The organism is Pleurocapsa sp. CCALA 161, assembly GCF_003003995.1.
In the GTDB taxonomy this organism is placed as follows: domain Bacteria; phylum Cyanobacteriota; class Cyanobacteriia; order Cyanobacteriales; family Xenococcaceae; genus Waterburya.
The window spans coordinates 1-22,879 of the sequence record NZ_PVWF01000061.1 but is presented as its reverse complement, the minus strand read 5'-3'; the positions used below and the strand labels follow the sequence as shown (position 1 = coordinate 22,879).

Sequence of the window (22,879 nt, the reverse complement as noted above, 5' to 3'; positions counted from 1 at the left end):
CTGATGTTTTTTGAAAAAGATAGAGGAAGCTAATCAACTAATCAATCTGATCAGAGGCTTTCCCCCCGCTAACACTCTGTAGAAGAGGCTAACAAAAAGATTAACGCTGTTAACTTGGTTTAAAAACATGATTTTGAGTTAGATAACAAATTTTCTGACTTAATTTAAGGGAATAGGCGAAACTTTTTTAGTGGACAAAACTCGAATTTTAGTAATTAATTCATTCTGCATTGAGTCTGAATTTCCTCCCAAAGCAGTTTGAGGTTTTGCCATCACATCAACTACCCCCGCCTTCATCACTTCATAGATTGTGTCTGCGTCACTTTTTTGGACGGTATTACTCAACACCAAAATGGGCGTAGGATAGCGAGCCATGATTTGCTTGGTGAACTCTAAGCCATCCATTTCGGGCATTTGTAAATCAGTACAGATTACGTCAGGATGGAGTTGAGCAGCTAAATCCAAACCTTCTTTGCCGTTGAAAGCTTTACCTACAACCTCAATATGGCGAGAAGAATTGAGCATCTTTTCGTAGATGTTGATAGCAACTGGAGAATCTTCTACTAGTAGAACTTTGATTTTAGACATGGTTTTAAATTGATTAAGTTGATTAATGGTGAGTATGAATTAATTGAGCCAGAGTTTCCAACAAAAGCTGTTGATTGAAATCACCTTTAGTTAGATAGGCATTTGCTCCTGCTTCCAGACCACGCTGTTTGTCTTCTGGAGATGCCAAAGTGGTAATTAAAACAATGGGCAGGCGATCGTATTTACTGTTTTGACGAATCTGCGCCGTCATTTCTAAACCACTCATCTGAGGCATTTCCACATCCGATAGCACGATCTCAAATTCTTGAGTTTGAACCTGTTGTAAACCGAGTAAGCCATTTTCAGCAATGGTGACTTCATAATTTGCACCCTTCAATAAACGCTGCATTTGGGTGCGGATAATAATTGAATCCTCCACCAGTAGGAGTCTATTTTTATTGTTGGAGGAGGCGACGGAGGGTGCAACATGCCAACTCCCTTTTCTGAGGGAATGAAGTAAATCTACAGGATTAAGAATCATACAGACCGATCCATTTCCTAAGATAGTTGCTCCAGTAATATTAGGAATACGTTTGAGCAGTTTACTTTGAGGCTTGAGTACTACATCCTGCTGATCGACCAAATCGTCGACAATTACCCCAAAAAGATCTTTGCCAACTTGCAACACAATACAGGAGAAATAATTTCTTCTGCGGAAATCTGCTGGAGTAGATAGTTGGAGCAAACTGTCAAGCCGCTTAATGGACAAGGGTTGCTCTTCAAAGGTAATAGTAGGATTTCCTTCAATCTCATAAATATCTTGAGGAGAGATGGTAATCATGGTTTGGATGAATTCTAGGGGCAAAGCATAACGAGTCTGGCTAATTTCAACAATTAAGACTTTGGTTGTTGCCAAGCTGGTATTTAAACGCACCTGGAATTTACAGCCATTGCCAGCCACAGAAGTTACCTGGATCGCTCCTTTAAGACGTTCGACATTCGCTCTAACTACGTCTAAACCGACTCCTCTACCTGAAAGTTCGGTAATTTCGGTACGAGTAGAAAAACCCGAAGCAAAGATTAAAGATTGAATCTCAGACTCGCTCATGGTAGCTAGTTCTGCCTCAGTACATACTTTTCGCCGAATAGCAGTGTTGCAAATACTCTTGATATCTAAGCCTCGTCCATCATCACTAATGTCAATGCCGATGCTACTCCCCATTTGATAACCTCGCAGGGTCAAAGTAGCTGTTTTAGCTTTACCTTGGGCAATACGTTCGGCGGGAGTTTCAATCCCGTGGTCGATCGCATTGCGAATTAAATGCAGCAGGGGGTCTTTAATTTCTTCTAAGATTCTCTTGTCGGCTTTGGTATCTCCACCCTCAATGATTAATTCAATTTCTTTACCCAGTTGACGACTCAGATCTCTCACCATCCGTGGATAGATATTGAATACTGTAGCCAAAGGTAACTGTCTTAGACCGTTGATTCCTGACTCTAGGCGATCGCTAATAATTTCTAGACTTGCACCATCTTCATTGGCTCTAGTTCTGAGATTATTGATCAAACCTCCCAGGTAATTTACCCGCTGTTCAGTATTGTTTAAAAACTGTTTGAGAGGCTGGAAAAGTTCTGGATTTAAGGTTTGTTCGATCTCCGTCACAATTGAGGTGTCCTGTTTGACCCATTCTGACCATAAGGCGGATATCTGTTCAATTTCCGTCATTTGCTGCGAAATTCGCAGTCTAGTTACCCCCAGTTCACTCGCTTGAGTCATTAGTGTATCTAACTTTTGTGGCTCAACCCGAATTGTATCAATCTGATAATCTTGATTAATGACGGGAGTGGCTACAGGCTGTGTAGGTTCGGGGATAGCCCTAGTTGGAACTGATGACTCATCCTCAAATAAATCTGTTAAATCTGTGGCAAATTGTTCTGAATTAGACTGACTAGACTGACTGCCAAAGAAATCATCATCATCGTCAAATAAGCTTGCTTCAGATTCAGCAGGGAAATTCCCTGAGAAATCCATGAGCGCACTTAAAACTCCAGCAGTATCGATGTTGGCTAATTCTCCTGTAATTGCCTCATAGGAAAGCCGATTAATCGCATCAATACCTTGATACAGGCGATCGCATAATTCGGGCGTAACCTCGCTATGTCCTGCCTTAATTCCTTCTACGCAGTCTTCTAGCTGATGCACCAGCATCTCAATTTCATCTAGTCCCAACATGCGGGAGTCGCCCTTGAGGGTATGAGCTTCTCGCAAAAATTCCTCTAAGGCTTTGGTATCTTGAGGATTTTTCTCCAAGATCATCAGCTCAGATTCTAACTTTTGTAGGTGTTCACTACTGGAAGTTTTAAAAAGCAGTCTTAGCTCTTCATCTTCAATCATCATAATTTTATTCAGCCAATTCTAGTAATAAGCTCAAATTACACAACTGCCTTAAGTTGTTCGGTCGATTTTTTCAGTTCTACGGTAGAAGCCTTAACATCCTGCATATCTGCTGCCGTATCCATCGCCCCCAGGTTAAGAGCATTGATCGCTGCTAGAACCTCTTGAATACTAACCGCTTGGAGTTTTGCTGCTTGGGAGATCTCGGAGGTGTTGGAGAATACGTTGGTTACTGCGTTTTTCACCCCGATAAATGATTCGGCTGTATCTAGCGCCAATTCAATACTAGATTCTGCGGTTTTCTTACCTTCGTCGGTTACCATTACGGCGCTGTTCATGGCTGATTGAACATCTGTTACTAGTTTGTTGATTTGGTCGGCAGATTTACGGCTTTGATCCGCCAGTTTCCGAATCTCACCCGCAACCACCCCAAAACCTTTTCCATATTCCCCAGCACGAGCCGCCTCAACCGCTGCGTTTAGTGCCAGCATGTTGGTTTGGTTTGCCAAATCCCCTACTAGTTCTGATACCCCGGCAATTTGTTCAGTTTGTTCACTCAGGTTGATGATTTGTTCGGCAATTTCTCTTACCCTATCTTTAAGACTTTCCATCCCTACCCTGGTTTGCTCGACTGTTGCCGCTCCAGATTCTGCCAAAGCAAGTGCTGTACTGGCACTTTTTGCCGATTCTTCTGCCTGTGCTGCCGAACGACGAGAAGTTTCACCCAAAGAATCCACCGTAGACGTGGTTTGACTGACCGAACTAGACTGTTCATTGGCGATCGCCTCTTGGTTTTCTACCTTGGCCGCAATCTCTTCCGAAGATTTGGCGATTATATTGGTAAATTGATCTAGAGTCTTGCTGATTCGGCGAGAACCAGCGACAATTGCCGTTACGATGAGAACGTTGAGTAATGCTACGAATAATTCTAGTGTTTTGAATCGGTTCAGTTCTTTTGCCGTATGTTCTTCGGATGCATTTACTGCCTCGTCGGCTAGTTTAAATAAAATTTCACTTTGCCTGAGTAAGGCTAGACGATTGGCTTCGGTTGGTTGTTTTCTCAGCTGCTGAATTAATACTTTAGATTGATTCCATTCGGTCTGTGTTGCCTTCATTTTGGCAATAAAATTTGCATCTTGAGCAGGAGACAGTTTTAATTCTTCGCTACCGTTGAGCAAGCCTTCAATTATTTTGTCTAGTTGGGCAATTAGCTTGTCGTCGGCACTGTTGGACAGTTCGAGCTTAACCGATCTTTGAGTTCCCCCACGAACCACACCAGAAAGGTTGATCTCTTTGGCATTGTTTGTGGAGGTTGCCAGAAAAATTAACCCCAAGTTGACTAATACAATCGTTCCAATTCCAACTGCGCCAACGGTTAATTGAGTTCCAATTTTCATGAGTTTTTTACCTATAATTTTTGTTAGTTAATCTAAAAATAAATTTATGCTGTCAGCTCTACCGTCATTGCTCCTGTCGCCAGTAGCTTGGGCAGATCGATCACGTTGAGAGTTTGGTTTTGATAGTCAGCTACTCCTTTGAGATAAGAAGAGGCATCACTATCCATGGCGACGGGAACTGGTTTAAGCTCTTGTGGGGAAAAATCCACCACGTCGAATACTTCGTCCACCACAATACCCGCAGTGATCTCATCGACTTCAACCACTACTGCTTTGGCAGCCCGATTTTCCTGAGCCATGGTCAGATTTAAAGACTGACAAATATTGACCAGAGTTAAAATTTCACCCCGCAAGTTGATATTGCCGATGATATGTTCGGGACAGCAGGGAATTGTAGTAATTCTGCCGATAGTGGTGAATTCTCGCACTACGCCTAAATCTAGAGCGAAGTATCTACCGCCAATGCTGACCACTGCCAAGGAAATCAATTTAGTCGCAGCTGTCTTGTCAGTAGCGTCTTTGAGGTTGAACGCTCGTTGGTGGAGAGCTGCTTTGAGATTAGAGCTAGCATTAGTAAAATACTGCTCGTAAAAATTACCAGGAAGCAATTCTCTGTCGGCATTAGCTTCAGCAGAGACTAAATCTTCTAAAGCTTCAGGATGACGCACCAAATTATCGATGTTGAGTAGAGTAATCATCTCATCATCAAGACTAATGATGCTTTGGACAAAAGCCTGATGGATGTTGGCTCTACCATAGGACAAATCCGCCTGAATATAGCGATCGTCGATCTCGTTGACCGTTTCCACCCGATGGACAATCATCCCCACCTGCAAACCTTGAGACTCAACCACAATCACGCTATCCGTTATCTGACAGCGATCAAATTTATGACCAAAGCGCAGATCGAGGTGCATGACTGGCACATAGGCTGAATGTAAATTCAACAACCCCACAATATCTGAGGGTGCTTCGGGAACAGGAGTTAATTCAGGTAATAAAAATATTTCACTGACTGATTCTGCGGCGATCGCATAGCGAGAATCGTGGAGAATAAAAATTAAGTATGGTTTAATGCCCATAATCTCTAAATCTGCTCTAATTATTAGCTATTGAATGTACTGACGGACAACTTCTCTCAGTTCTTCTGGCTTAAATGGCTTAGTAAGATACTTACTAGTGCCAGCAATATGTCCCTTCATTTTGTTGACTAAGCCATCCCTAGCAGTCACCATGACAATAGGTAAATCTCGAAACTGGGGAAAAGCGCGAACAGTTTTGCAAAACTCTAGACCATCAATATCGGGCATGGTCAAGTCCAACAGCATCAGTTCAACCTTGACCTCTTGCAGAATTTCTAATGCCTCCGTTGCCTTACTGGCGAGTAAAACGTTGTAATCTGCTTGCAAAGCTCGTTTAATGGAGGTTTGGATAATGGCGCTGTCGTCGACAGATAAAACTATGGGCAAATCTTGACCAAGTTTAGCGATCGCGGAGCGTTCCCGGAGGGAAATCGCCTCTGGAGAATTAACGCTGTTTTCTCCGCCCTGCTCATTGGCTATAGATGCGTTGATCACTCTTTGAGCTTCCAGAGGACTTGTCACCAAACTCACCCAGCCATTGTTAGCCCAACTAAGATAGTTTTTGGCGATCTTGAGCGGATCTTTGCCCATTTTCTCGGCAATATTTACCAAACTGGCTTTGCCATTAACTGATTTAATAAAATGATCTGCTACTTGAGGATTATCGATCGCCTTTAACTGCTGTGGCGTGACCACGGGAATTGCATCCATGCTAGGTATTTGAGGTGCATAATCCTGCCAAATTTGTTGACGAAGCTTTAACTCTTGTTGAATATCGCTCCAGCTTAAGCCGTGTCGATCTGCACCATAGCTCAGATTTAAGTCAAGATTGCCATTCCATTGTGCTTCTCCTGGATAGGGTACAAATTTTTCGATAATTAATAAAACTTTTGTATTCATCAAAGCTTCTACTTCTTGCCAGGTAAAAGCTCTCATCCTGATCAACATCTCTAGTAGCTCTACGGCTGAATTATGCTCTTTAGCTCTTTCCACTGCCACCGAAAGGGCAGCTTTAATCAGATTTGGCTTTAGTGCTTCACCAATTTTGAGGCAGAGTTCTTCGGCATTGGGAACTTTGGTGCCACCATAGATCAAAGCTCCATTACGCAAAATCAAAACGCAGGAACGTTGCTGTTGCCAGGAATCTACCTGGGTGGTTAAGCTCAAAATTCCACTGCCGTTCTTTTTGAATAAAGAATCAAGAATAGAAATAAGCTGATTTGAATTATATTTTTTTGCAGACATTATTAACTTTCCTTGACTTTTACAATGCAAAAACCACTATCAAGAAATCCAGATAGAAATATAGTTCCCAAAAAATTGATTTTAATCACATAATTTACTAATTTAGATCTGCCGTCTTGTTCGTAAAAATTGCTAAAGGAGAATTGCCAAAAGATAGTGATTCTCAAGTAATTTTTAGAAGCTCAAGGCTAAAAGCTTTTTTTGGTAACATAGTTAAACGATGAGTAATTTATTGCAGGGTCTAAATATTTATTTAATTGGCATGATGGGTTCAGGAAAAACTACCGTTGGTCAATATCTAGCCCAAAGCCTTAACTATCGATTTATTGATACCGACCAAATTATTGAGGCGATCGCTAAAAAACCCATTCCTGCTATTTTTGAACAGTCGGGGGAAAAGAGTTTTCGGGAATTAGAAACTCAAGTTTTGGGTGAGCTATCGGTTTATACCCGTACCGTAATTTCTACTGGAGGGGGCATAATTCAGGAGCAAATGAACTGGAGTTATCTACGACACGGTTTGGTTGTTTGGCTAGATGTAGATTTAGAGATATTAAAAAAAAGGGTAGCCCAAGATCAAAATCGGCCATTGGCTGACAAACTAGAATCATTGTTAAACCTACGTCGTCCTTTATATGCTCAGGCGGATCTGCAAGTTTCTCCTAGAGTAGAGCAGTCTCCTCAAGCAGTAGCTGCCCAGATTGAGGAACTGATTCCTTCTGTACTTAAATCTCAGGTGCAGCTAGATAACTAGATAACTAAAGACTTTAATTCTGCAAAATTCTCACAATTTCATGATTAACGACAGCGAATATTTCAAAGAATCAGCAGCTACCCGCGTCCGTATTCTGAGTGAAGCTTTGCCCTATATTCAGAAATTTGCCAACCGAACTATCGTCATTAAGTACGGCGGGGCTGCCATGAAAGATAGTAGTCTCAAGGCGAAAGTAATCAACGATATTGTGTTTTTGGTGAGTGTTGGGGTGCGTCCTGTAGTGGTTCATGGTGGTGGCCCTGAAATTAATACCTGGCTACAGAAATTAAACATTAAGCCTCAGTTTAAAGACGGGCTGCGAGTGACTGATGCAGCGACTATGGACGTAGTCGAGATGGTTTTGGCAGGTAGAGTTAATAAGGAATTAGTGTCTTTAATTAATCGCGCAGGGGCTAAAGCAGTTGGGCTGTGTGGTAAAGATGCTAACTTAATTCAGGCGCGCCCTGTAGGTAAGGAAGGTGTGGGCTTTGTGGGGGAAGTTGCTAGCGTTGATACAGGATTAGTCGAGTCGTTAGTTAAGAGCGGATATGTACCGATAATTTCTAGCGTTGCTGCTGATGAGAATGGTCAGGCGTATAATATCAACGCCGATACTGTAGCAGGGGAAATTGCTGCCTCACTACAGGCAGAAAAGCTGATTCTGTTAACTGATACAGCAGGAATTTTATACGACTATCACGATCCCTCAACCCTACTCACTAAGCTGGATATTCAAAAAGCAAGGGAGCTAATTAGTGAAGGAATTGTTTCAGGGGGAATGATTCCCAAGGTTTCTTGTTGCGTGCGATCGCTTGCCCAAGGAGTGAAAGCGGCTCATATTCTCGATGGTAGATTACCTCATTCCCTACTACTGGAAATTCTGACGGACGAAGGAATCGGCTCGATGATTGTTGCCTCAGAATCAATCAGTTTATTCTATGAACATCAGATAGAGCAATGAAGGAGTAAAGCTATAAGCTATAAGCTTTGATTTTATTTGCCTACCCTGCAAACTACCTACTTGACTACTTGCTGGCGGATAATACGAATATAACCGCCTTGGTCGTTATAGCTTTCGTAGCTGGAGTAGTTCGAGTGGTTGGCAGGATTAATAATAATTACAGTATCGCTTCTGTGATTGCCACGGTGATGGTCGTGGTGATATTCGTGTTCATGACTATAACCATATTCATCATACCTAGAATAGCGATCGTAATCGCTGCTACGGCTGTTTGTCGGCAAAGGAATATGAGTTCTTGGTCTTAGGTTTAAAGGTATTGGCGCATTGATTTGGCTAGTTACACCTACCTGAGCTAATTCAAAGTCTTTGGTTGCTTCAGGTACTGCCTCAGCAGGAGTTTCTAGGATAAATATTGCTCCTACAAAAAGCGCGATCGCCCCTAAAGCCGATCCCCAATTAAATTTACCCCAATCTTGTCCACTCATAATCTAACCTTTGCAGCTTGAACGGAAGAGGTAAATTATTTAATAATGAGTTTAAGTAATTTCCTCTATATATTCATAGTTTAACGTGACGGTAGATAATCAAGAACAGTTTCAGCAAAAATATCAGGCAGGTAAACAAGCCATGGAAACGGGGCAATATCGCCTGAGTATTGACAACCTCGAAGCGGCTAAAGCTTTAGTCGCTCCCAATTCTCGCAGAGGTGGCGAGGCCCAAATTTGGTTGGTTACAGCATATCAAGCAGCCAACCAAATCGACCAGGCGATCGCCCTAGCTCAAGAATTAATTACTCATCCTGATACCCAAACTCGCGAACAGGCACAGCGCATTCTCTACATCATGAAAGCGCCCAAACTAGAGCGCCCGAAAGAGTGGATGAGTGAAATTCCCGATTTAGCTCAAGCAGAGCAAGGCGCACCTCGCTATGTAGCAGCCAAAAAGCAATCAGCTAAACCCTCTGAAATAAAACTAGAATACTCCGCAGCAACGCCGACTGAAGCTAAAGACAATCAATTTATCTGGTTTGCCCTCAGCTTAATCGGTCTAATTATTGGTAGTTTAGTCTGGCTCAGTTGATTAGTGATTACTGATTACTGCTCATTGCTCATTGTTCATTGTTCATTGTTCACTGTTCACTGTTCATTGTTCATTGTTCACTGTTCACTGTTCATTGTTCATTGCTCACTGACAACCCCCGTGCCGAAAAACTTAGGCGGTTCATTGAGAGTGTAAACAGTGGTTTCGGAGGCGATCGCCTGACGGATATAGAGGGGAGTCTGCATAATACCTAGAAGACTAATGCCGTCAATAAAACGATACCCTCCAGTAGTTTTTGCTTGGAGTAATCGATCGACTGATTCTGGCTGAGGCTGTAGAGCGATCGCTGATTCCGAACACATTGCAAATCCCCAGGCGCGCCCATAGGAAGGTGTGGGGGCAGATAAAGAGGTTACATTGCCAAATACTGCTTTCAAAGTATTAACCAACCGAGCATGATCTTTTACTTCTGGGGGAGAAATAGGCCCAGCCTGCACCATCACATATCCTCCAGGATTCAGTACTCGTTTAAGCTTAGTAAAATATTCCTTGGTAAATAGAGCAAAAGAAGGGCCAGATTTAATCGGATCGCTGAGATCGGAAATAATAATGTCCCAAGTGTCGGTTGTTGTATCTAAAACTTCTAGAGCATCAGCAATCATTAACTTTACGCGAGGATCGGCAAAGGCATCTTGGTGCATTTCAGGTAGGTGCTGCTTACAGGCTTCTACCACCTCACCGTCAATGTCGATCATCGTCACTTCCTCAATGCTTTTCCAGCGCAACACTTCGCGGATCGTTGCTCCTTCTCCACCACCCAACACCAAGACTCTTTTGGGGTTTTGATGGGCAATCAAAGGCGGATGGACTAAAGCTTCGTGGTAAATAAATTCATCTACAGTACAAGACTGCCACTTACCATCTAGCACCAACCCTTTACCAAAAGCGCCAGTTTCGACAATATACATTTCCTGATACTGTGTCTGACAATGTGCCAGAATCTTGGTTACTCCATGAGTGTAGATATCCCAGGGAGTAATATATTCATTGATCCAGAGATCTGCTTTTAGTTCGCTTCCAGACATATTGACAGAATTAAGAATAAAGTACGCGAAATTGAGTAATCAATATCTATTTAATTCTTACCTGCCTTTAGGTTCAAATGGAGATTACTTATCATCTATTAAGTATTTTTAAAGTTCTTAACTTCTATCTTTATCTCGTAAACTTTGATAACGATAGAAGTTCAAGATGTCCAATAAAATACCTGCGATGCTTACTGTAATAACCAGAGTAATAATTCCCTGAAGCGGTTTTCCATCACCAAACAAGGATTAAATATTGTGAAATTTGATTAAGATACGATTGATTGTCTATGAATGCTTGAACAATTCATATATATATATGTATATTTATGTGTATGACGATTAGAATTCTACTGGCAGACGACCAGTTTTTGATTCTTGAGGGTATCAAAGCAATCTTAGAACCAGAACCTGAGATTGAAGTAGTTGGTACGGCTCAAGATGGTCAAAGCGCGATCGCTTTGGTGAAAAAACTACGCCCAGATATTTTATTGATGGATATTGAAATGCCTAAGATGAACGGTATTTTAGCAACCAAATACATCTGTAAATATTTGCCTGATATTAAAATAATTGTCTTAACGAGTCATAAAAGCCAAGACTATATTGCTGAGGCTTTGTTAGCTGGTGCTTCGGGTTATCTGTTGAAAAGTAATTTGATTAAGGATCTCAAGCAAGAAATCTATTCTTTTGGTGGAGGTTATTCTAGCGTTAAAGCTAAATTATTAACTCGGATAGCTAAGAAAAATTCCACAGCTAATGTGCTTCAGTATCGAGAAAAAATTATCTACCTCAAAAAATACCGTAAGAATATCTATAAACCTGCTGTCAATCAGAAGCAGCGATGTTTTTATTCTAAAGGACTCCTAACCCTAAAGGGTATATCCGCAGGTGTCCCTAAAGGGATACACTTCGATATATCCTTTAGGACACCTTTGGATAAGGATACCGCTTCGCATATAGTTTCGCGATCGCGCCAAACTTCAAACATACAACTAGCCAATTTAGACATTACCAAAGCTAGTTTAGCTCCCATATCTAAACCTTTTACTACTAAGAGAATTAGAGCGACAAATCCCAAAACCTCTAGTCCATCAAGATTCAATCGTCGAAAATATTTGAGAAAGATTATCTGGTTATTATTAGCGATCTCCAGCATCGTGCTTTCAATCGTGATCTTTTAATTTCATTGCTTTAAAACTCATATAATACGCTTATTGTGAATTAGCTTCGTTCGAGTTTACTGGTTCGTAGCTTTTAGCTTTTAGCTATTAGCTTTTAAATATTACCCAGTAACAGCGAAACAACGTTATTTCATCCCTTGAATTAAAATTCACTATGACAAGTACTAGTTCACCAGCAATTTTTAATTCACACCAGACGTATAATATCTATCCGATGCCCATATGTAGCAGACTTCTATTCAGATTCAAAGTTCTTATCTCGCAAGCTTTGGTAGCGATAAAAATTCAAGATGTCCAATAAAATCCCTGCAATGCTTACCGTAATTCCTAGAGTAATTATTCCCTGAAGGGGTTTGCCGTCACCAAACACCGCTAAAAAATTGAGCATATACTGAGATCCTTGGTTGCTTACTGCGAAGAAACCAGGAATATAGCTAGTCAAAGTGAGCAATCCTAACACCGAGCCAAATAATACTATGGGTAGGGCAAAGCTCATGGAAGCGGTTAGTAATAAAGAAAGAAAAAAATGTGGCACGGCTAATAAGTAGTTTCTAAACTAATTTCTAGTGAAAATGTTTTTAAAACAAGACTTGATTTAATTCATAGTCCTATTCCTCTACACGATATAGGCAAAAATTAACTATGGAGAACAATTTTAAAAATCTTCAACAAGCATAATTATTTATTACAGAATAAGCTTTACTCTTCTTGAACTTTGTAGTCAAAAATACATGTATACTAAACAGAGTTTTGGAGGTATTTTGGGAAATCTTTAAGGTGCGTAATAAGTTAAGAACTGTCTCAATTTATTACTCGATCAATTTAAATATCCTAATCATTGTAAGACTTTGAATATCAATTAATTTTAGGAGTAGTAGCTTGTCTTGGAAACGTTTAGGCGATCGCCAACCAGATCAATTACGCAATCATAGTTTTCAGCTTGATTTTATTGAGAATCCTCTAGCTTCAGTAGTGATTGAATGTGGTAAAACCAAAGTACTTTGCACGGTAAGTATAGAAGATCGAGTACCCAAATTTTTACTTAATACTGGACAGGCTTGGCTGACTGCGGAATATCGGATGTTACCAGGTGCTACCAACACCCGCCATTCACGGGAACTGATGAAGCTTTCTGGACGCACTCAAGAGATTCAACGGCTGATTGGACGTAGTTTGCGAGCAGCAATTAACCTGCAAGGATTAGGAGAAAGAACAATTACTATTGATGCGGATGTGCTTCAGGCTGATGCTGGGACTCGTACCGCTTCGATTACTGGTAGTTATGTCGCCTTAGCTCATGGAATTAATAAGTTAATTGCAGCAGGGGAATTAAGAAAATCTCCTTTAATTGAGCCTGTCGCTGCGGTATCCGTTGGCTTGATTGATGGGGAAGCTTATTTAGATTTAGACTATCCTGAAGACGCTAAAGCAGATGTAGATCTCAACGTAGTAATGAATGGCAAACTAGAGCTTATTGAAATCCAAGGAACAGCAGAATCTAGTAGTATGACGCGATCGCAATTAAACAAAATGTTAGACTTAGCCGAAACAGGAATTAAAGAATTATTAGCAGCACAACAAGAAGCGCTCCAACATTCAGCGGGATAATTATGAAGTTAGAATCTAACCCTAAATCAATTAACGTTTGGGACTATAAACCTGGATGGTGTCAACCTTGGTCAATTATTCTCACGGGAATAACTATTATGGCTGGTAGCTGGCTAGTCTTACATAATATCTGGATTACCATTGCTGTTTCTGTGCCAATTATTGCCTGGTGGGTCTATTTTTTACTGATTTATCCTAAAGCCTTTGCCCAGTATATTGCCTCTCAACAAACTACAGTGAATTTGGATCTTTAGTTAATTGGTGACAAGTTAAAGAGATCCGAAAAAAGTCAAGACAACTATTTATCAATGAGCAATGAGCAATGAGCAATGAGCAATAAACATTGATAATTAAAAACATCTTCACAAGTTCCTCAAACTATTGATTTACAACAGAACTATCAGCTCTAGAGCATTCTTGGCTTCTGATTTGCCCTAAAGGACTTTTGACTTTAAATTAAGGAGGTTTGCCAATGATTAACAAAATCCTTATAGCAGTAGACCGTTCTCAAAACAGTAAGTCTGTCTTCAGTACGGCAGTATCCTTAGCCAAAACAACGGGGTCTGACTTAATGTTGCTCCACGTTTTATCTGTAAAAGAAGAGGATCATCCTTTAACCCCAACTTATACTTACTATCCCATCGTTGAAGAATACAATTACGAAACATATCAAAAAGAATATGCTAAATACGAACAACGTGGAATTGAATTTCTGCAAAATTTGACACAAGAGGCAACAGCAGCAGGAGTGAAAACTGAATTTACTCAATTGAGTGGTAATCCTGGGAGAATGATTTGCCAACTGGCAAGCAATTGGTCAGCCGACCTAATTTTAGTCGGCAGTCGAGGTTTAAAAGGCTTGAAAGAAATGTTTCTTGGCAGCGTAAGCAATTACGTCATCCACCACGCACCTTGCTCAGTTTTAATCGTTCGGAATGTCAGTACCGAATCTGAACCGATGTCTTCCACAAAAGCAGTAAGTGAGCAACAATTGTAAATTTGACAATTTTCTGACTTCTGACTTCTCGTGTTAAGCAGGATATCCGAAGGTTTAGCTTTAGCGCAATGTGACTTATGACTTCACAAATGAGGTGTTCTAATGATCGACAAAATTTTAGTAGCAGCAGACTACCAAGCCAATAAATTGATTTTTGATTCAGCAATATCTTTGGCCAAAGCTACCAAGGCAGACTTAATGCTGCTTCATGTTTTAGGTGAAGATGAACCAAGTTTTCCGATCATGCTGAACTATGCCGATCATCCTGTTTTGAGTGATTATGATTATGAACTGTATAAAAAAAGATACGAAGACTATAAGCACAGAGGAATTAAATTCTTACAAGCAAGAGCTAAAGAAGCAAGACTAGCAGGAGTGAACACCGAGTTTATCCAGTTGACAGGCAATCCAGGGCGGGAAATTTGCCAACTGGCAAGCAATTGGTCAGCCGACCTAATTTTAGTTGGTAGTCGAGGTTTAAAAGGCTTAAAAGAAATATTTCTCGGCAGCGTGAGTAATTACGTCACCCATAATGCACCCTGTTCAGTTTTAATCGTTCGCAACGACAGCGATTCCGTGTCTTATTCCCTGGACTCATTTGACCAGGAAGAAGCCCAGAACGTACCAGAATCCCCGCAGCATGGATTGATGTCTAATGAACCTTTTTTTGGCTCTTAGAAAGCTGGTGCATGATGATTCGTGCCAGAAATATAAGTTTTGTTGCTATTTGGCTTGCCCCTTTATTGATAACTAGCTGAGATTAGGTAATAAATATGTTTAACAAAATTTTAGTAGCAATTGATTATTCACCAGGCAGCAAACAAGTTTTTGACCAAGCTTTATCCTTGGCAAAAGCCGACCAAGGAAATTTGATTTTATTGCATGTTTTGTCGATTGAAGAAGATGATCCTGCAATAACTCCCTATCTGAGACAGCGCAAAGATCATTGTATTCATGTCGATTCTCGAATCATGCGTCGAGCAAATGAAGTATATGACCAAGAATGGTTTGCTTGGAAACAACAAGGCATCAGGATACTGCGTCACTTTACGGAACAAGCGATCGCTGGAGGAATTTCAACTGAATTTAGTCAGATTACGGGGCATCCTGGTTCGACTATCTGTGAGTTCGCCCATTCCTGCCATGCAAACGTAATAGTCATCGGCAGAAGTGGACATTCAGGCTTAAAAGAAATGTTTTTAGGTAGCGTTAGTAATTATGTTATCCATTATGCTCCTTGTTCGATACTGCTAGTTCACACTCCTGTTTTAAAATCAACATCACCCCAAAGCATTGAAAAACAAATTTACGCCTAATTTTGTTTATTTCCCTAACCTAAGGAGAACCCAGTTATGACTGTTAAACTTATTCCTCATAAAGCAGACCAAATAATTGCTTTGGAAATTGATGGCTGGATCGATGCTGAAGATATCGATCGCGTTACAGAACTCATTGAAAAACGGCTCAATACTGATGAAAAGCTCAGAATTTATGTTGAGGTCAATAATTTCTCTGGGATGTCTTTGGGGGCTTTGATTAAAGATCTTAAATTCAGCTTGCAGCACTTGCAAGATTTTGAAAAAGAAGCGATCGTCAGCGATCGCAAATGGCTAGAAGGTTTAGCAGCATTGGGCAATACGCTATTTTCGGGTATTGAGGTTAAGCATTTTACGCCAGCTGAAAAAGATCGAGCTTTAGAATGGGTTATTGGCTAAACAATTATTCTGCTAGGAAATCTTGGTTAAATTGTTGTCTTGTGAGGGGATATTCCAAAGTTAATCCTTCTCCTCCTAAAGGATAGTCATTATTCACAGGTTGTCCTTCAATAGACAAAAATACTGGTGTTTGAGGATTGATGCTGGTAGCAGTATAAAGAACTTGAGCCACGCGATAAATCATCGAACTACTCCCGCCACCCTGAGCGAATTCCTGAGATAGATCTACATATATACCCTCTTTGCTGGTATGTAAATTAAGTAACCGAGTTTGCTCAGGAATTGTAGTAGTGGGATCGAAAGCTGGAGACTGAGCCAATAATTCTGTTAAGGCTTGCTTGAGGGCAATTTCAGGGGAAGTCGCACGAGTATAAATGGTTGCTGGTGCCAAGCGAATACGATGATCGACTATTTCTAACCGATATACTTGAGGACTAAATTTTGCTGGCTGTATTTTCTCTACAGTAGTCGATTTGATTAAAGTCGGCAGAATTACTTTGGTTAAAGCCGACAAAGCAGTAATTTGAGTTACTCCAATTAGTAATAAAGCAAATCCTATGATTATTGGGGTTAAATTTGGTGATCTATCCTGTGCTTTCATAATCTTGACACCTTCGGATCTGGCTTAATGCCAGGAAACCTGTCCACCGCCCTGCTGTGCTTTTTAGCTATCCTCCTTCGAGAACGTAGTAAGCTATAAGCTTTTAAAGTTTCCTTTCAAGCAGGACATGTAACTTGCATTTTCTACTCAACTGAAAAGTGCAGTAATTCCCAGCTTACTTATCGCCATCAAATTAATATGTGCTAGCTTCTGACAAAGTTTACTATGTTTACTTTTGGCATAGTGATAGTTAAGACTCCATCAATCAGTTCGGCCCTAACGTAGTTTACTTGAATCGGTTTTGGTAAAGGAACACTACAGTCAAGCTGTCCGTAATGAAGTTGAGAAGGAATCAATTCCTGTTCAGTTGATGACTTATGATGGTCATGAATTCCAGAGATGGAAATTAATTCTGGCTCTGCAATGATGTTTAGGTGTTTAATCTCAACTCCAGGAACTTCTGCTTTGAGAATTAAATCTTTTTCAGTCTCATTTAACTCAATTGCTGGACACCAAGTTTCACTTCCCTCTTTCATGGCGATCGCCTCCTAATATTGATGCAAGTAATTTTTTGAAACTACTCTTGCTTTGATATTTATAAGTTAGTAATAAACTTTGAAGAATTTGTGAGGATCTTTAAGAAAACCTCAAAAACATTAATTCATATTAGACGTACATTAATTATTTTTAATCCCAAATTTTAGCTAAATTCACCGTGAAGATTTAGACGGACAAAACTTGCTCTAGTTTAGCAACGCAATTAAGTAAGGCGCGATCGCCACCAGAATGGGTTGTTAAGGATACTCCCCAGGGAGCGCGATCGCTGCTTAAATATGGCAAACTGATTTGTGGTGCATTGGTTAAACTGGCAGGAGTAGTCAAAGTAAGTAGATGAGTGCGATATTCTCGTAGTAATGAAGCTGAAGTATTGAGCAAGGGTGCTGCTTTTGGAGTAGTGGGCAGCAACAACACTTGCTCATTATTGGACAAGACATGAGTATGCCAAAAATCAATAAATTCTTGGGCTTGATCTTCAGCTTGTCGTTCGTCATCCTCACTAAGACTTTGACACCAAGTAAAGCGATCGCTAATTTCCGTAGCTAAATCGGGCTTTCTTGCGTCAATCCAGCGACCATGAACCCGCCAAATTTCTCTCCCCTGCAACACTCGAAAAGCAGTACTAGCGAGGGATAGATATTTAGGGCTAATTTCGACATATTCAATCGAATCAAACTGATTAGCTATGGCAGTTAATAAAGGACGACAAGCTTTTGTCCAAGATTTGACTTCTGCGATCTGGCACACTACTAAATGAGATCGGTTGTGGTTAACTGTCGACGGTAGCAGTACCTCAGCTACTCGCCTCAAAGTCAAAAAATCGCGGGTCATCCAGCCCACCGTATCAAAGCGGGGTGCTAAAGCAATCAGATGATCGCAACTAACCGCACCGTGACTAGGACGCAAACCATAAAGACCGTTATAACTTGCTGGTACGCGAATAGAGCCAGCCGTATCCGTACCTAAACCAATATCAATACTAGAATTAGCAACGGCCACTGCCGAACCGCTACTAGAACCACCTGGAATCCGTTCTGGTGCTGTGGGATTAATAGGCGTACCATAATGCTTGTTGATACCTTCAAGACTATAAGCTAGTTCATCAGTTAAAGTCTTGCCGATTAATGTCGCTCCCGCATCTAATAAAGACTTGACGCTGGGTGCAGTATCTTGTGCTGGTTGAGGGTGACTGGTCAACCAATCAGGATTACCCGCAGTTGTTGGCATACCAGCAATGTGAAACAGGTCTTTGACCCCCAGGCGCAAACCACTCAAGCTACCTTGACCATTACTCTGAGGCTGGCAAATATAAACAAACTCTGGGCTTTTAGCTAACATGATTGCAGTTAAACTAGGATTTCAGTACGATTGCAATGTCTTTGACTAAATCTGTAATCGGTCATTAGAGACAGAAGCTAAGTAATCGGGCAAAATAAATTTCCTATATTTGTGCTTTTTGATCTTAATTCAGCATCTATCAAACATTATGTTGGTGGGTATTAAGTTAATAACTTTGACAACAGATAAATATTCTAAATTTGCCCACCCTACGGTAACTGTATTAGCTACTTTTGCTGCACGCTGCATACCTTAATTGACGAGTCCAACCTTTCAGCCTGTTTGACTTTGCACACTCACAAACAATCTTCAATCACCTGTCCACACGCTTAACGTTCGACTGCTGGGACAACTGAATCCTTTTCGCTCTTTATATCAATGTCACCTTTTCTAAAAACTGCATCACAGCTTGATTAAATAGCTCAGGAAATTCCATCCAACAATTGTGTCCGCCACGCTCTAATATAACTAATTCAGCTTTTGGAATTTTGGCAGCAAGCTCTTTTGAAAAGTCTATAGGAATCAAGATCTCATCTCCCCCGATCAACACCAGAGTTGGCACTGAAATTTGGCTGATTCGCGATCGCGTGTCATGTTGCATTAGCGCAGCAACCTGTCCGACAAAACCTTGATTCGATAATGGATAGGGATGATTGAGCGCAAGATTAACTGAAGCCGTCACAGCTTCGTCATGTTCAAAAAACTCATTTGTGTAACCCCACAAAAAACCTTCTCTTATGCGTGTTTCTAACGACACATTTTCGTTGAGCATTCTCAGCCAGATCTGAACTAAATGTTTTGCTCTAGCAGGAAATCGGGCGGCTGTTGCGTTTAGCAGCAGACTTTTCACTAGCTCAGGATATTTCAGCGCAATGATTTGAGCAATCATACCACCCATCGAAAAGCCTAAAATATGAGCGTTATCCACATTCAAAAACTTTAACAAGGCAGCAGCGTCATCCGCCATCATCTCGGTTGAATAAGCCTGATCGGGAGCGTCAGTTTGTCCAACACCGCGATTATCGAACAGGATGACTTGATATTTTTGCGAGAGAACAGTAACTTGGTTGAACCATGTGCTGCTATCCAGGCTTAAGCCTTGAATCAAAACTACAGGTTCACCGTTACCGTGAATCTCGTAATACATCCCGATGTTGCCAATCTTGGTTCTGGGCATTCTTGCATCTTCTCCATCGCAGCAACTACCTTCCTATTTTGCCTCAGCATCTGTGAGTCGAGAATGAAAGACTCTGCCCTGAATGGCTGGCGATCGCAAATTTTATTTGGCGATCATACTTAAGTAAAGTCTTTTCCCTCCTATCTATTGCCCATCGACTCATTCGTTAGATATTTGTTTAATGAATGAGTCATTGCTAATTTTCTCAAACTCCAAATTGTCTATCGACAAAATTTCCAGGAGATCAACAACTGGTTGCGGGTTTTTCCAGCAGGGTGAATTTATCTCAAAGTATTTAGAAGTGAACAGTAGTTTTGCCGAAAAGCTCTAAGCATCTACGACGAGAGAGCTAACGGGTTTAGCGCAACAGGTTAAAATTTCACCTGACTCTAAACTACTGAGGGCATCATAATCTGAATCATAGGTTACTTCCCCCTTCAATATCTTAGCGATACAAGTACCACAAGTACCAGCGCGACAGCTACTGTCAATTTCAATTGCTGCTTTTTCTGCTGCATCTAGAACATATTCGCTTTCGATACAGCTAGATTCTTTCCAAGAGTTGGCAAAAAATATTTTAGTGCCAACGGAGCTTGGTGATGACGAACTGTCTTGTTTAGGAGCTTTGACCGCAGCTTGAGGTTTTTCGATGATGACACCATCTTTGAGTTTAGCGTCAAAATTTTCAATTAATAGGCTTCTGAGGGTAGCTTTAAGATCATCTACCGCCACACCTTGATTAACGATAGTTCCTAATTCGGCTCCTTGACCAACTTTTCCCCCAGTATAAATTTTCGCTCCTTCTACTGCCTTGCCATCTTGGCGTACTTTTGTTCCCATCAAACCAATATCACCAGCTTGGGGTTGTCCACAGGAGTTTGGGCATCCTGTCCAATGCAAACGAACACGTTGGGGAATATCCAATTCGCGATCGAGTTCTTGGGCTAGCTGTAACGCTCGTTGTTTTGTTTCAATTAAGGCAAAATTACAATAGCGCGCACCTGTGCAAGATATAACTGAACGAGTTAAAGTACTGGGATTGATCGAAAACTCCTTCAACAAAGGTTCACTTAGAAATGTTTCCAGGTTCTCATCTGCAACATACGGGATAATCGCATTTTGTTCTACTGTCAAGCGAATTTCACCGTTGCCGTATACTTCTGCTAATCGAGCTAATTCAAACATCGGCTCGGCTGATAAACGTCCCATGGGAACATGTAGACCAATATAATTATACCCAGCCTGTTTTTGAGGATGTACCCCTAAATGGTCTTTCTTATCTTGAGTAATTTCATCTTTTGGGGCAGCATCAGCTAAGGTTTTACCCAATTGTTGTTCGAGCGACTTACGGAATTTCTCAATCCCCCAAGTTTCTATTAACCACATCAAACGAGCTTTGGGACGACTAGCTCTTAATCCTGCTATGCCACCGCGATCACTATAGACGGTAAGAACAGCGCGAGAAAAATCTACTACAGCTTGATCATCAGCAGGAACCCACACCCCCAGAGGAATTGATTCGGCGCAGCGTTGAGCCGATAAATATCCCCCTACCAAAACATTAAAACCAAGAACTCCATCCTTATAAGCGGGAATAAATGCCAGATCGTTTAATTCTGCATGAATTGAGTTATCTCTCGCCCCTTCGATCGCAATATTAAATTTGCGAGGTAGATTACTAAAGGAATAGTTACCTTCACCTTTGTTGGTAATCATGTCCTGAACTTTTTGATTCATCTCTCTTGTATCAATCAGTTCATCAGGATCGATACCCGCTACAGGTGAACCAGTTAAATTACGCACATTGTCCATTCCTGACTGAATACTGGTTAAGCCTACCTGTTTGAATTTGCTGAAAATCTCAGGAATATCTTCGAGGTGAATGCCTCGTAGTTGAATGTTTTGACGAGTAGTAATATCTGCTGTCCCCTCATCACCATAACGTTCGATCGCACTAGCTAAAACGTGCATTTGCTCACTATTTACCACACCATTGGGAATTCGCATTCTCAGCATAAATTTCCCTGGAGTCACTGGGCGATAGAAAATTCCCAACCACTTGAGACGAGTTTCTAGATCGGTTTTGTCTACTGCCTCCCAACCTATGTTCGCAAAATGTTCTAACTCATTCTTAACATCTAAACCGTCTTTCTCGGCTTTGACTTTTTCTACTTTATTAAGTTTTATTTTGAGATCGGCTTCAGTAGTCATAAATCTAAAATCTTGGTGTGTGGAGTTTTGAATAAACTAAAACAATTATTCTGATTACTCTGGATTGTTTTACTGATTTACTATTGATCCTAAGGTTATGAAGATTTCTTGAGGCAGATTGTATATTAGGTAACAAAATACTTATAGCCATGTTAATTACGCATGTAAAGCTTGCGTTTTATACATAGTAATTATTGTCCAAAAGACTTATAGAATAAGATTTGTAGACAATATGAGCAAGAGGTTTATGATAATTGTGATTTATTTTTACTCTTTAAATACGCTCGCAGATATAATGCCTAATTAGTACCGCTTCGCTTAAGTAACAAGTAGCAAGTTAGATATAATCAGGGTCTCAGGTTAACAAAATGGTGTCTTTTTCTGGCATACCGATACCGCTAATTAAAATATCGGGAAGGTTTTTGGAGATGATTGCTAATGTTTCTGTTGCTGAAGTAACGGCGGTAACGATCGCTCCCTCTTGTGTCAAAATAAAATCTACTAAATCGAGGTTATCTGGCCGATCATCAACTACTAACGCTCGAATTCCAGCTAAAGAACCAGAATCGATGGTTGGCGTTTGTAAGTTACTTGTTGCTGGTAAATTAAACGATATAGCGTAGATAAAGTTCTCGCTTTACTTGGGCTTCTTTGACAATCAAAATTGTCCGCTTTACTTGTTGCATAGTTATCATCTACAGCTCAATGAGTGCGTAACATTAGTAAGTAAAAAGCTTTTAGCTATTAGTCTTGTGAGTTTAATGACAAGTCACCATCCTAAGAAAGTATGAGGTTATTTTATTATTTAAATGCTCAAACGTAAAAGCGATCGCCATAGAGCAAGCAAATCAGATGATATAGCAATACGTACTCAAGTTAGGACATTTATAGTCATTTCAAATAGCAACCAGTGGATCTTATAACGAAGTAGCAAGTAACAAGTAACAAGTAACAAGTAACAAGTAACAAGTAACAAGTAACAAGTAACAAGTAACAAGTAAC

At 40.7% G+C, this 22,879-nt stretch carries 24 protein-coding genes; 10 read left to right on the top strand and 14 right to left on the bottom strand.

The features are described 5' to 3' along the window. Window positions 1-159: 159 nt before the first annotated feature. Genes C7B62_RS15000 through C7B62_RS14980 form a run of 5 tightly spaced genes read right to left on the bottom strand, consistent with a single transcriptional unit; the run spans window position 160 to window position 6,647 of the window. A complete protein-coding gene (locus C7B62_RS15000) occupies window positions 160-588 on the bottom strand; it encodes a response regulator (RefSeq protein WP_106238019.1) in 429 nt (142 codons plus the stop codon). 22 nt (window positions 589-610) lie between these two features. Continuing rightward, window positions 611-2,926 carry a response regulator gene (locus C7B62_RS14995; protein WP_106238015.1) on the bottom strand — a complete coding sequence of 772 codons (2,316 nt, stop codon included), beginning with the start codon at window positions 2,924-2,926 and terminating at the stop codon, window positions 611-613. A gap of 35 nt (window positions 2,927-2,961) precedes the next feature. Next, window positions 2,962-4,320, bottom strand: coding sequence for a methyl-accepting chemotaxis protein (locus C7B62_RS14990; RefSeq protein WP_106238011.1), 1,359 nt, complete (start codon window positions 4,318-4,320; stop codon window positions 2,962-2,964). Between the two features lie 44 nt (window positions 4,321-4,364). Next, entirely contained in the window at window positions 4,365-5,402 is a 1,038-nt protein-coding gene (locus C7B62_RS14985; RefSeq protein ID WP_106238007.1) for a chemotaxis protein CheW, read from the bottom strand. A 27-nt stretch (window positions 5,403-5,429) separates the two neighbouring features. Next, window positions 5,430-6,647 carry a response regulator gene (locus tag C7B62_RS14980; RefSeq protein WP_106238003.1) on the bottom strand — a complete coding sequence of 406 codons (1,218 nt, stop codon included), beginning with the start codon at window positions 6,645-6,647 and terminating at the stop codon, window positions 5,430-5,432. A gap of 220 nt (window positions 6,648-6,867) precedes the next feature. Here C7B62_RS14980 and C7B62_RS14975 point away from each other — a divergent pair, with 220 nt between their 5' ends. Both C7B62_RS14975 and argB read left to right on the top strand, forming a co-directional pair. Further along, window positions 6,868-7,401, top strand: coding sequence for a shikimate kinase (locus tag C7B62_RS14975; RefSeq protein WP_233219986.1), 534 nt, complete (start codon window positions 6,868-6,870; stop codon window positions 7,399-7,401). Between the two features lie 40 nt (window positions 7,402-7,441). After that, the gene (gene argB / locus C7B62_RS14970; RefSeq protein ID WP_106238000.1) at window positions 7,442-8,362 is read left to right on the top strand and encodes an acetylglutamate kinase; all 921 of its coding nucleotides are present in this window, start codon (window positions 7,442-7,444) and stop codon (window positions 8,360-8,362) included. Window positions 8,363-8,418: 56 nt separating this feature from the next. On the opposite strand, the gene C7B62_RS14965 is transcribed toward argB, so the two are convergent. Continuing rightward, entirely contained in the window at window positions 8,419-8,847 is a 429-nt protein-coding gene (locus tag C7B62_RS14965; RefSeq protein ID WP_106237996.1) for a hypothetical protein, read from the bottom strand. Window positions 8,848-8,932: 85 nt separating this feature from the next. On the opposite strand from C7B62_RS14965, the gene bamD reads away from it, so the two are divergent. Further along, window positions 8,933-9,442, top strand: a complete 510-nt coding sequence (gene bamD, locus C7B62_RS14960) for an outer membrane protein assembly factor BamD (protein ID WP_106237993.1) — start codon at window positions 8,933-8,935, stop codon at window positions 9,440-9,442. Between the two features lie 98 nt (window positions 9,443-9,540). Here the strand turns inward: bamD and C7B62_RS14955 are convergent, their stop codons facing one another. Then, window positions 9,541-10,488, bottom strand: a complete 948-nt coding sequence (locus C7B62_RS14955) for a methyltransferase domain-containing protein (protein ID WP_106237988.1) — start codon at window positions 10,486-10,488, stop codon at window positions 9,541-9,543. Between the two features lie 335 nt (window positions 10,489-10,823). Here C7B62_RS14955 and C7B62_RS14950 point away from each other — a divergent pair, with 335 nt between their 5' ends. Then, window positions 10,824-11,672 (top strand): response regulator transcription factor, encoded by an 849-nt coding sequence (locus tag C7B62_RS14950; protein WP_158260690.1) that lies wholly within the window; start codon window positions 10,824-10,826, stop codon window positions 11,670-11,672. Between the two features lie 235 nt (window positions 11,673-11,907). Here C7B62_RS14950 and C7B62_RS14945 read toward each other — a convergent pair whose 3' ends face one another. Next, entirely contained in the window at window positions 11,908-12,207 is a 300-nt protein-coding gene (locus C7B62_RS14945) for a hypothetical protein (RefSeq protein WP_233219985.1), read from the bottom strand. Between the two features lie 344 nt (window positions 12,208-12,551). Between C7B62_RS14945 and rph the strand changes: the two genes are divergently transcribed. The 6 genes from rph to C7B62_RS14915 all read left to right on the top strand — a co-directional run bounded on the left by rph (window position 12,552) and on the right by C7B62_RS14915 (window position 15,992). Beyond that, window positions 12,552-13,280, top strand: a complete 729-nt coding sequence (gene rph / locus C7B62_RS14940; protein ID WP_106237977.1) for a ribonuclease PH — start codon at window positions 12,552-12,554, stop codon at window positions 13,278-13,280. A 2-nt stretch (window positions 13,281-13,282) separates the two neighbouring features. After that, on the top strand, window positions 13,283-13,534 hold the full coding sequence (locus C7B62_RS14935) for a DUF6737 family protein (RefSeq protein ID WP_106237973.1): 252 nt from the start codon (window positions 13,283-13,285) through the stop codon (window positions 13,532-13,534). Window positions 13,535-13,752: 218 nt separating this feature from the next. Beyond that, window positions 13,753-14,277 carry a universal stress protein gene (locus C7B62_RS14930; protein WP_106237970.1) on the top strand — a complete coding sequence of 175 codons (525 nt, stop codon included), beginning with the start codon at window positions 13,753-13,755 and terminating at the stop codon, window positions 14,275-14,277. A gap of 102 nt (window positions 14,278-14,379) precedes the next feature. Beyond that, window positions 14,380-14,955, top strand: a complete 576-nt coding sequence (locus C7B62_RS14925; RefSeq protein WP_106237967.1) for a universal stress protein — start codon at window positions 14,380-14,382, stop codon at window positions 14,953-14,955. A gap of 95 nt (window positions 14,956-15,050) precedes the next feature. Beyond that, window positions 15,051-15,593 (top strand): universal stress protein, encoded by a 543-nt coding sequence (locus tag C7B62_RS14920; RefSeq protein ID WP_106237963.1) that lies wholly within the window; start codon window positions 15,051-15,053, stop codon window positions 15,591-15,593. Window positions 15,594-15,629: 36 nt separating this feature from the next. Further along, the gene (locus C7B62_RS14915; protein WP_106237958.1) at window positions 15,630-15,992 is read left to right on the top strand and encodes an STAS/SEC14 domain-containing protein; all 363 of its coding nucleotides are present in this window, start codon (window positions 15,630-15,632) and stop codon (window positions 15,990-15,992) included. Window positions 15,993-15,996: 4 nt separating this feature from the next. On the opposite strand, the gene C7B62_RS14910 is transcribed toward C7B62_RS14915, so the two are convergent. The 6 genes from C7B62_RS14910 to C7B62_RS26565 form a co-directional block, all read right to left on the bottom strand. Beyond that, window positions 15,997-16,593 carry a GerMN domain-containing protein gene (locus C7B62_RS14910; RefSeq protein WP_106237954.1) on the bottom strand — a complete coding sequence of 199 codons (597 nt, stop codon included), beginning with the start codon at window positions 16,591-16,593 and terminating at the stop codon, window positions 15,997-15,999. 203 nt (window positions 16,594-16,796) lie between these two features. After that, the gene (locus C7B62_RS14905; RefSeq protein WP_106237949.1) at window positions 16,797-17,129 is read right to left on the bottom strand and encodes an Hsp20/alpha crystallin family protein; all 333 of its coding nucleotides are present in this window, start codon (window positions 17,127-17,129) and stop codon (window positions 16,797-16,799) included. A 187-nt stretch (window positions 17,130-17,316) separates the two neighbouring features. Then, window positions 17,317-18,489 carry an amidase gene (locus C7B62_RS14900; RefSeq protein WP_106237945.1) on the bottom strand — a complete coding sequence of 391 codons (1,173 nt, stop codon included), beginning with the start codon at window positions 18,487-18,489 and terminating at the stop codon, window positions 17,317-17,319. A 370-nt stretch (window positions 18,490-18,859) separates the two neighbouring features. Then, window positions 18,860-19,666 (bottom strand): alpha/beta fold hydrolase, encoded by an 807-nt coding sequence (locus C7B62_RS14895; protein ID WP_106237942.1) that lies wholly within the window; start codon window positions 19,664-19,666, stop codon window positions 18,860-18,862. A gap of 327 nt (window positions 19,667-19,993) precedes the next feature. Next, on the bottom strand, window positions 19,994-21,877 hold the full coding sequence (locus C7B62_RS14890; protein ID WP_106237939.1) for a ferredoxin--nitrite reductase: 1,884 nt from the start codon (window positions 21,875-21,877) through the stop codon (window positions 19,994-19,996). A gap of 355 nt (window positions 21,878-22,232) precedes the next feature. Beyond that, window positions 22,233-22,424 carry a response regulator gene (locus C7B62_RS26565; RefSeq protein WP_255414030.1) on the bottom strand — a complete coding sequence of 64 codons (192 nt, stop codon included), beginning with the start codon at window positions 22,422-22,424 and terminating at the stop codon, window positions 22,233-22,235. Window positions 22,425-22,879 lie beyond the last annotated feature (455 nt).

What these genes read in the sequence shown, in the direction of transcription:
- C7B62_RS14890 (WP_106237939.1), bottom strand. Translation starts at nt 21,877, where the DNA reads ATGACTACTGAAGCCGATCTCAAAATAAAACTTAATAAAGTAGAAAAA.
- C7B62_RS14990 (WP_106238011.1), bottom strand. Translation starts at nt 4,320, where the DNA reads ATGAAAATTGGAACTCAATTAACCGTTGGCGCAGTTGGAATTGGAACG.
- C7B62_RS14920 (WP_106237963.1), top strand. Translation starts at nt 15,051, where the DNA reads ATGTTTAACAAAATTTTAGTAGCAATTGATTATTCACCAGGCAGCAAA.
- C7B62_RS14895 (WP_106237942.1), bottom strand. Translation starts at nt 19,666, where the DNA reads ATGCCCAGAACCAAGATTGGCAACATCGGGATGTATTACGAGATTCAC.
- C7B62_RS14915 (WP_106237958.1), top strand. Translation starts at nt 15,630, where the DNA reads ATGACTGTTAAACTTATTCCTCATAAAGCAGACCAAATAATTGCTTTG.
- C7B62_RS15000 (WP_106238019.1), bottom strand. Translation starts at nt 588, where the DNA reads ATGTCTAAAATCAAAGTTCTACTAGTAGAAGATTCTCCAGTTGCTATC.
- C7B62_RS14965 (WP_106237996.1), bottom strand. Translation starts at nt 8,847, where the DNA reads ATGAGTGGACAAGATTGGGGTAAATTTAATTGGGGATCGGCTTTAGGG.
- C7B62_RS14900 (WP_106237945.1), bottom strand. Translation starts at nt 18,489, where the DNA reads ATGTTAGCTAAAAGCCCAGAGTTTGTTTATATTTGCCAGCCTCAGAGT.
- C7B62_RS14950 (WP_158260690.1), top strand. Translation starts at nt 10,824, where the DNA reads ATGACGATTAGAATTCTACTGGCAGACGACCAGTTTTTGATTCTTGAG.
- C7B62_RS14930 (WP_106237970.1), top strand. Translation starts at nt 13,753, where the DNA reads ATGATTAACAAAATCCTTATAGCAGTAGACCGTTCTCAAAACAGTAAG.
- C7B62_RS14910 (WP_106237954.1), bottom strand. Translation starts at nt 16,593, where the DNA reads ATGAAAGCACAGGATAGATCACCAAATTTAACCCCAATAATCATAGGA.
- C7B62_RS14955 (WP_106237988.1), bottom strand. Translation starts at nt 10,488, where the DNA reads ATGTCTGGAAGCGAACTAAAAGCAGATCTCTGGATCAATGAATATATT.
- C7B62_RS14985 (WP_106238007.1), bottom strand. Translation starts at nt 5,402, where the DNA reads ATGGGCATTAAACCATACTTAATTTTTATTCTCCACGATTCTCGCTAT.
- C7B62_RS14975 (WP_233219986.1), top strand. Translation starts at nt 6,868, where the DNA reads ATGAGTAATTTATTGCAGGGTCTAAATATTTATTTAATTGGCATGATG.
- C7B62_RS14995 (WP_106238015.1), bottom strand. Translation starts at nt 2,926, where the DNA reads ATGATGATTGAAGATGAAGAGCTAAGACTGCTTTTTAAAACTTCCAGT.
- argB (WP_106238000.1), top strand. Translation starts at nt 7,442, where the DNA reads ATGATTAACGACAGCGAATATTTCAAAGAATCAGCAGCTACCCGCGTC.
- C7B62_RS14925 (WP_106237967.1), top strand. Translation starts at nt 14,380, where the DNA reads ATGATCGACAAAATTTTAGTAGCAGCAGACTACCAAGCCAATAAATTG.
- C7B62_RS14905 (WP_106237949.1), bottom strand. Translation starts at nt 17,129, where the DNA reads ATGAAAGAGGGAAGTGAAACTTGGTGTCCAGCAATTGAGTTAAATGAG.
- C7B62_RS14935 (WP_106237973.1), top strand. Translation starts at nt 13,283, where the DNA reads ATGAAGTTAGAATCTAACCCTAAATCAATTAACGTTTGGGACTATAAA.
- C7B62_RS14980 (WP_106238003.1), bottom strand. Translation starts at nt 6,647, where the DNA reads ATGTCTGCAAAAAAATATAATTCAAATCAGCTTATTTCTATTCTTGAT.